Origin of the sequence: Methanoculleus sp. UBA413 (genome assembly GCF_002502935.1) — an archaeon.
GTDB lineage: Archaea > Halobacteriota > Methanomicrobia > Methanomicrobiales > Methanoculleaceae > Methanoculleus > Methanoculleus bourgensis.
Genome location: NZ_DAQR01000065.1, coordinates 270 through 7,188, shown reverse-complemented (window position 1 = coordinate 7,188; position 6,919 = coordinate 270). Strand labels below are relative to the sequence as shown.

The following is a 6,919-nucleotide window of genomic DNA, read 5'->3' as shown; positions in this document are numbered from 1 at the left end:
TCCGGAGGAACCGGTATCTCTGATACCTATTTTTGAACATACTTTTTTGTGAGAGTCGATCCGGGCCGGGCGTTCAAAGATTCCTTGGGCTCAGTTCACCACGCCGCGGCATAAGGCCCCTCCGATTATCGCCTCACGTGAGGGACGATTGTCCCCACAGGAGCAGAGTTTGAGCACTGGAGGTGTGCGGGAAAATCGGAGGGCTTCACCGTGGGGGGCAGGGAGAGAGGGCTATCTCCCCTCCCCTGGGTGCCAGGTCCAAAAAAGATTAGATGCCGAGGATTTTGATCTCGTACTCTTTTATGACGATTTTGTTTACCCCTGACATGGTATAGGTGCCGCCTGAACGGCTCATATCCAGCGAACTGCCGGTCAGGTAGTTCTCCCATGCCACGGAATGGTCGTTATTGGTGTCTTCGTTGTATGTGACCTTGACATCGCCGGCAGGTGTGTATGGCTGCGTATTCGTCTTTTCCAGGCTCATCCTCACCGTCGCCATCCCTGACTTCGCCATCGGTTCATCGGTAGTGATGTTCATGAGGTAGATGACGAACGTCTTTGTGGGCGGGTTTGTTGTCGGGTCGACGTCGCAGAACCACCGCGGCTCGGCGAGCATCGCCGAACCTGTCGCCCCCTCCTGGCGTGTCATCACCGCACCGTTCTCGAGGGTGATCACCTCGGTGCTACGGTCGGACCGGTAGATCAGTGCGCCGGGGGAGAACGTTACGGTATCAAAACCTGCACCGGAGATCTCGAACTCCGGACTAGCCCCGTCTTTGGAACCGATCACCTCAAGTGTCCCCCCGCTCACCTGCAGTGTTGACTCCTTGTAGGGCACGTTCTTGAAGCAGAGACTCTTCATATCGTTCTGGATGACAATCATCGCCCGCTCCATGTTCTTCACGTCGGTGCTGCTCTGCTCTTTTACGAGCACCGGGTAGCCGTAGAGCGTAACCAGGCCGATGCCGGTGAGCACGAGCCCCAGGATCAGGATAAACCCGATCGCCTCTGAAACCGCCTTATCATTTATCTTCACGGTCGTCCCTCTCCCTAGAATCCTTTTGAGTCGTACTGGATCATGTTCCATCCTGCGCCGGTGGTGCTTCCGGTCACACCCTTCGTCGCCCCGATGCCGGCGATGGCGATTTTGCTCTGGATATCACCGGCCTGCACCTGGATAACCTGGTCGGCGCCTTCCAGCGCGGCATCCACAAAGTAGCCCCTCCCTGCGACGTCGTCGGGGATATCGAACTTCGTGGTGATGGTCCCGTTGTCGGGGGAGATGACGTAGAGGTCGACGATCCGGGTGCTGATCCCGTTCCCGATATCCACGAAGGCGTGGTAACGGAGTTTGTCTGCCGGCCCCTCCATGAGCGAGGCGTTCACGGAAAACATCATGACGATCATCAGCAGGAGCAGCACACCGGTGATGATGATGTACTCCATGAGCCGGGTGACCCCCTCCTCGTTCATTGGCTCAGTAATACACAGTCTCATCATACTCCGTCACCCCGTTGTTGTAGTGGATCTCTACTGGACGCAGTTCGCGCCCCGAGACGTCCCGCTTTTCACCGACAGTGAAACTGACCACGGCGTTCTTTCGTTCGAGGGAGATCTCGACGATATCCGTCTTTACGTCTCCCAGATGTCCATGGGTCTGAAGGACCTCGTAGCGGTCGATATAATCAAACACCGCCTCCCGAAGGTCCCGAATATCGTTCTTCGGGAACTCAAGCACTCCTTCCGCGGTCGTCTGCCCGACAAGCGCCGACTGGTTGACGATCAGCGCAAGGAAGAACAGCGCCACGGCGACCAGGAGCCCCATCAACACGATCCACTGGCCGTCTTCATTCATGCGCGCCATAGGAGCACCTCCACGAGGACGGCGTGCGTGCGTGAAGTTTCTATGTTGGGTATGTGGGAGTAACTTCCTGACGGCAGTTGCACCCACCGGGTCACTCGCACCGTGTTCTCACGCCCGGTGAACGATTCGTCTTCTGAGGAGAGCGGGATTGTGTTTACGCTGCCGCCCGATGTCCTGTAGGAGAGGTAGGCCTGGGCTCTGAGATCAGCGTCGGCGTCTCCGGCCCGCATCTTACAGTTATCGAGGAACTCGTTTCGGAGCGCATCACCGCTCCCGGTACCGCCTTTGACGAACTCGACCAGCTGGTTCTTCCCACCCACACTATTAGGTGTATCCATCATCGCAAGCACATCGCTCCCGAGCTGCTCAAGCTGCATATCCGGGATGTGTGTATCCCCGGTTGTGTAGATGCTCGTCGTGCTGACGACGATGTACGCGGTCAGGAGCATGATGATCCCGGCCGCGACACCCTCCATCGTGTAGAGCTGCCCTGCATCGCTCACCATATCGCCACCTCCAGGACGCCGGTCTTCAGGGGCGGGGAGTTGACGTTATCGTAGTTGTACGGGAAAGTGCCGGCGATGTTGGTATGCGGCGGCTCATCTTCCTCCTCCTCAAAGTTAAACCGGATATCCAGGATGCTGTTTGGGCCCATGAAGGTCATGAAGGCTGGTTTTAGTACCAGGGAGATGCTGGAGTTGACCGGCTCGTTTGGCGTGAGGCTGTGTGAATCCTCGTCGAGATGCAGGGTGTAGAGATCCGGTTCCTCCTCACTGTACGAGAGCCACCGAAGTGGGACAGGCGGAGAGTCCGGCTCTGCCTTCTGGAACGTCACGCTCTTGAGCGTGGCGCTATCGTAGGTATTGTTAAGATAGGCATCAAAATTCGTGATCGTCACATTCACTGGCTCTATCCTCGGATCGATCCGATAGGCCGGGCTGACGGTCGGGTCCAGAAGGTGGCCGAAGTCGAGCCGAACAGTGAAGTTTCTCGCGGTAGAATTCTGCCATTCAGGGGCCGACGGATCAATGGTATATGCCGAACTGATACTCTCATTAATCTCCGCCACGCTCGGCTCCTTGATCTTCACCACCCGGCGGATGTAGCCGTAGCCGGGAGGGAGGGGGTCGCCGGTCTGCCAGAGGTCGTTACCGCTGGAGAGCGAGATGTTATAGGAGTAGGGGTAGTCGCCGAAGATCACCTTGTTGTGGTAATCGTCCTCGGTGAAAAACGGGTCTTCTGTGGATGCATTCTCAAAAAACCTCTCAACCTTTGTCGAGAGGAGGATATTCGGGGTATCCTTCGAAACAGCAAGCCCCATCCGCTGGATCTCGTCTTTATGGTCCCGGCCGTACTGTTCCCACGGGGGATTGACCGGCCACCCAGGGTCCTCGACAAGGATCACCCCGGTCCTGTAGGCGACCGCGTCGTAGTCGATGCCGCTGCTCTCGAGCCCGGCGAGGAGACCCGGCACCATGCTCACCACCATGATCAGGGCGAGCAGGAAGATCGTGAAGCCTGCGAGGAAGTCAAGCGACAGCACCCCGTCGTCAGCCAGCGGTCTTATACGACCACCTCCCCGGAATCTGCCCGGAACGTGAGGGTCTCCATCCCTGCATCCGTTCGAATGGTGACCGAATAAACCCCCTCCGCGAGCGCGATATCTACCGTATCCGCACCCAGCCGGTCCATCACCGGCGAGAGCGCCCCCTCCTGGCTGCGAAGCAGATCCTCAGGGGGGAGAACAGCGGTGATATTCACCTCCTCCGTGGGCAGGGGAGCACGAAGCGAGATCTCCTTCCAGCCCCCGGCGCCGAACGTGAGCCACCGCACCTCTTTCCCATCCTGGAGGCCGAGGGCCCAGGAGGCAGCCCGGCCGTCGAGCCCAACGCCGCTGCCGAGAACCTGGTGAACCGCCGCCCCGGTGACGTTCAGGCCTCCTTCGGCCTTGAGCAGATCAAGTTCCGCAAGCGCCTCCGTGAGCGTGTACGCCTCCGGCGGTTCAGGCAGGTCGACGGGGGTGATACCCCCGCCGGTAGGCGACGGTGCGGGCGCGCCGAGACAGCCGCAGATCATACAGGCCGCGGCAAGAAGGACCAGGACTTCCCCGGGGATTTTCATGCAAAGCAGTCATTATACACCAGGGCATATAAATAACCACCTCTCCTGCATCATCAAAAATGTGCCGTCTAAACCGGATATTGGAAACGTGCAGACGACCGACAGCAAAGATATTTCACCGCCTGTGCAGAACCGCATCGCCGGGCGTTCGGCTGTTATATACCATGGGACCGCCCGGCACATCCCCCGGCAGGTTGCCATAACATATATCTATCAATTTGTAACAACAGCTCATGCAGGGTAAGCATATGTGTAGCACCGCACAGAAAGACAGCAGGCCGGCAGACAGACACGACCGGTTCGCCGAAGTAGTCAGGTTCCACGGCCACACCTGCCCCGGCCTCGCGCTGGGGTACCGGGCGGCCGAGACCGCGCTTGAACGGCTCCGCTCAGGCCGGGCCGAGGACGAGGAACTCGTCACCATCGCCGAGACCGACGCCTGTGGCGTCGATGCCATCCAGGTTCTGACGGGATGCACCGTTGGGAAGGGAAACCTCCTCTTTAAGGACTACGGCAAGCACGCCTTCACGTTCATCAGTCGCCGGACAGGCGACGCCGTCCGGATCATCGGAAACCCGTCATTCGACACCGATACGCTCGACCCTGGTCTTGCGTCGCTCCGGACGCGGGTGATGCAGGGTCAGGTCCCCGACGAGGAGTGGGCCGAGTACCGCAAGCGAACAGACCGGCTCGTCGAGGCAATCCTTGACCTGCCTGCCGAGACCCTCTTCTCCATCCAGGATCTCAATGTCGAGATCCCGGAGCGGGCCCGGATATTCCGGTCGGTGCCGTGCGAAAAATGCGGTGAGCTGACCGCTGAATCGCGGGTCAGGGTCGAGGACGGCAAGTTCGTCTGCCGCGCCTGCTCGAAGGAATACTCCCGGCGCTGGTGAGGGGACCGCCCTCACCGCACAATTTTTGCTATCGGGATCTCGAGGATATCCTCGGCGCCCGCATCCTTCAGGTGCGGGATGAGACCGTTGACGAGCCCTTTCTGCACCACTGTCTGGATACTGAAGTAGTCGATGCCGTGCAGCCTGCTGACGGTTGGCTTCTTCATCGCAGGGAGGACCTCGATGACCCGGTCGAGCGCCGCCGACGGCACGTTCATCGTCAGGAGCGCCTGGTGGCGCGCCTCGATCACGCCGAGGAGGAGTGTCGTGATCTCCTCGATCGCCTTCCGCTTCTCCGGGTCCCGGAGGGACTCGTGGTTCGCGAGGAGCGCGGTATGCGACTCCATGATCTGGCCGATGATCTTTAACCCGTTCTTCTTGAGCGTGCTCCCGGTCTCGGTGAGGTCGACGACGACGTCCATCAGGTCGGGAACCTTGGCCTCCGACGCGCCGTAGGAGGCAAAGAGCCTGACGGGAACCCCGATCTCGTTGAAGAACCGCTCCGTGATCCGGGGATACTCGGTCGTCACCCGGCTGCCGGGCCGGATGGCAGTAACGCCGTCGATCGGTTCGTCGCGGTGGACCGCGACCACGATCTTCACGTTCCCGTCGCCGGTCTTGCTGTAGGAGAGGTTTGCGACCTCGGCGACATCGGCGCCGCTCTCCTGGACCCAGTCAAGCCCCGATATCCCGAGGTCGAAGTAGCCCATCTGGACGTAGAGCGGGATCTCCTGCGGCCGGAGGATCTTCACCTTCCCGATCCTCGGGTCGTTGATGCGGGGGTTGTAGTCGCGGTCGGTCCGCCTGACCTCGAGGTCCGCCTCCTTGAAGAGCTGGAACGTCTGCGCCTCAAGGCTTCCCTTGGGGAGAGCAATCGTGATCATAAGAGTTGATCGGGCAGAAAAAGAGTTAAAGATGATGATATGGGTTTTTAGTCGATTGTGTGGATGACGAGCCCTGAGAGGAGTTTTGGCTCGAACCAGGTGGACTTCGGGGGCATGACGCCGTCCGCGTCCGCGATCGCAAGCACCGTCTCGACCGCTACCGGCTGCATGGCTACCGCGAGAGCATACTCACCGGAGTCCACGAGGCGCTCAAGCTCGGAGAGCGGTTTTGCCCCGCCCATGTAGTGGAGCCTCGGGTCGCCCCTGGGATCGGTGATGCCGAGCATTCCTTCGAGGATCTCCTTCTGCAGCACCGAGACATCGAGCGACCCAACCCGGTCGGTTGGGTCTGCAACCGGCCGGGAGACCTCGTACCAGGTCTTCTCCAGGTAGAAGTGCATGACGTGCATCGGCGCATCAGTGGTCGCGAGCGGCGGGACCTGGTAGCCCGAGGTGTCGATCTCCCCGTAGGGCTGGACGTTCCAGCCCGCCTTTAAGAGGGCACCGATGAACCCTGGGAGGGTGTAGTCGCCGAGGTCCGCAACAAGCCGGCTGTAGCCGTGGATGCGGACGCGGTCGTGGGCAAAGAGGACCACCATGAACTTCCCCGCCTCTTCGGTGAACCGTCCTTCGCTCCTCCGCCGCTCGGCCACGTTCACCGCCGACTTGGCACGGTGGTGACCGTCTGCAATGTAGGTCTCAGGCACGGCAGAGAAGAGTTCTTCAAGGCGCGAGAGTATCCCATCGTCGGTGACCTGGTAGACCTGGTGGAGCACCCCCGAACCGGTTGTGGTGCTTCCGTCAGGCTCCGCCCCGTCGATGAGGGAGTGGATGTAAGAGAAGATCTCGCCGGGGTCGCGGTAGAGCAGGAAGACGAGGCCGGTGTTCGCGCCGACCGCGTCGATGTGCCGGGTCCGGTCTTCCTCCTTGTCGTACCGGGTGAGTTCGTGCCGCCGGATCCGCCGATTCTCGTAGTCCTCCGTCGCCACGCAACAGACCAGCCCGATGAACTCTTCACCGTCCTGGACGGCGCGGTAGACGTACATCCCAGGCTCGGGGTCGCGCTGCATCCGACCGTCTGCAAGCATGTCATCGAAGACCTCCCGCGCCCGCTGGTAGACCCGGTCGTCGTTCGGGGGGAGGTCGGGGAGTTCGGC

The 6,919-nt window shown here is 60.3% G+C and carries 9 protein-coding genes; 1 reads left to right on the top strand and 8 read right to left on the bottom strand.

Features of this window, described 5'->3' with window-relative positions; all coding sequences use genetic code 11:
• Positions 1–268: 268 nt before the first annotated feature.
• From BP858_RS05095 to BP858_RS05070, 6 genes are read right to left on the bottom strand one after another with little or no spacing between them, the layout of a single operon-like run.
• The gene (locus BP858_RS05095; RefSeq protein WP_286879010.1) at positions 269–1,036 is read right to left on the bottom strand and encodes a DUF7289 family protein; all 768 of its coding nucleotides are present in this window, start codon (positions 1,034–1,036) and stop codon (positions 269–271) included.
• Positions 1,037–1,050: 14 nt separating this feature from the next.
• A complete protein-coding gene (locus tag BP858_RS05090) occupies positions 1,051–1,500 on the bottom strand; it encodes a hypothetical protein (protein WP_062266074.1) in 450 nt (149 codons plus the stop codon).
• Entirely contained in the window at positions 1,478–1,864 is a 387-nt protein-coding gene (locus BP858_RS05085) for a hypothetical protein (protein WP_286879009.1), read from the bottom strand. Before BP858_RS05085 ends, BP858_RS05090 begins: the two co-directional genes overlap by 23 nt.
• Positions 1,852–2,370, bottom strand: coding sequence for a DUF7288 family protein (locus BP858_RS05080; protein ID WP_074175953.1), 519 nt, complete (start codon positions 2,368–2,370; stop codon positions 1,852–1,854). Before BP858_RS05080 ends, BP858_RS05085 begins: the two co-directional genes overlap by 13 nt.
• Complete coding sequence (locus BP858_RS05075; protein WP_062266065.1) at positions 2,364–3,407, bottom strand: hypothetical protein; 1,044 nt, start codon at positions 3,405–3,407, stop codon at positions 2,364–2,366. Before BP858_RS05075 ends, BP858_RS05080 begins: the two co-directional genes overlap by 7 nt.
• Positions 3,408–3,427: 20 nt before the next feature.
• The gene (locus BP858_RS05070) at positions 3,428–3,985 is read right to left on the bottom strand and encodes a hypothetical protein (RefSeq protein WP_014868403.1); all 558 of its coding nucleotides are present in this window, start codon (positions 3,983–3,985) and stop codon (positions 3,428–3,430) included.
• Positions 3,986–4,218: 233 nt separating this feature from the next.
• Between BP858_RS05070 and BP858_RS05065 the strand changes: the two genes are divergently transcribed.
• A complete protein-coding gene (locus tag BP858_RS05065) occupies positions 4,219–4,878 on the top strand; it encodes an FmdE family protein (RefSeq protein WP_333582608.1) in 660 nt (219 codons plus the stop codon).
• Between the two features lie 11 nt (positions 4,879–4,889).
• Here BP858_RS05065 and hisG read toward each other — a convergent pair whose 3' ends face one another.
• Positions 4,890–5,762 carry an ATP phosphoribosyltransferase gene (hisG, locus tag BP858_RS05060; RefSeq protein WP_214166412.1) on the bottom strand — a complete coding sequence of 291 codons (873 nt, stop codon included), beginning with the start codon at positions 5,760–5,762 and terminating at the stop codon, positions 4,890–4,892.
• Positions 5,763–5,809: 47 nt separating this feature from the next.
• Positions 5,810–6,919, bottom strand: a 1,110-nt coding sequence (locus BP858_RS05055) for a DUF1015 domain-containing protein (RefSeq protein ID WP_286879008.1), incomplete at its 5' end; no start/stop codon positions are given.

What these genes read in the sequence shown, in the direction of transcription:
- hisG (WP_214166412.1), bottom strand. Translation starts at nt 5,762, where the DNA reads ATGATCACGATTGCTCTCCCCAAGGGAAGCCTTGAGGCGCAGACGTTC.
- BP858_RS05070 (WP_014868403.1), bottom strand. Translation starts at nt 3,985, where the DNA reads ATGAAAATCCCCGGGGAAGTCCTGGTCCTTCTTGCCGCGGCCTGTATG.
- BP858_RS05080 (WP_074175953.1), bottom strand. Translation starts at nt 2,370, where the DNA reads ATGGTGAGCGATGCAGGGCAGCTCTACACGATGGAGGGTGTCGCGGCC.
- BP858_RS05090 (WP_062266074.1), bottom strand. Translation starts at nt 1,500, where the DNA reads ATGATGAGACTGTGTATTACTGAGCCAATGAACGAGGAGGGGGTCACC.
- BP858_RS05065 (WP_333582608.1), top strand. Translation starts at nt 4,219, where the DNA reads ATGCAGGGTAAGCATATGTGTAGCACCGCACAGAAAGACAGCAGGCCG.
- BP858_RS05085 (WP_286879009.1), bottom strand. Translation starts at nt 1,864, where the DNA reads ATGGCGCGCATGAATGAAGACGGCCAGTGGATCGTGTTGATGGGGCTC.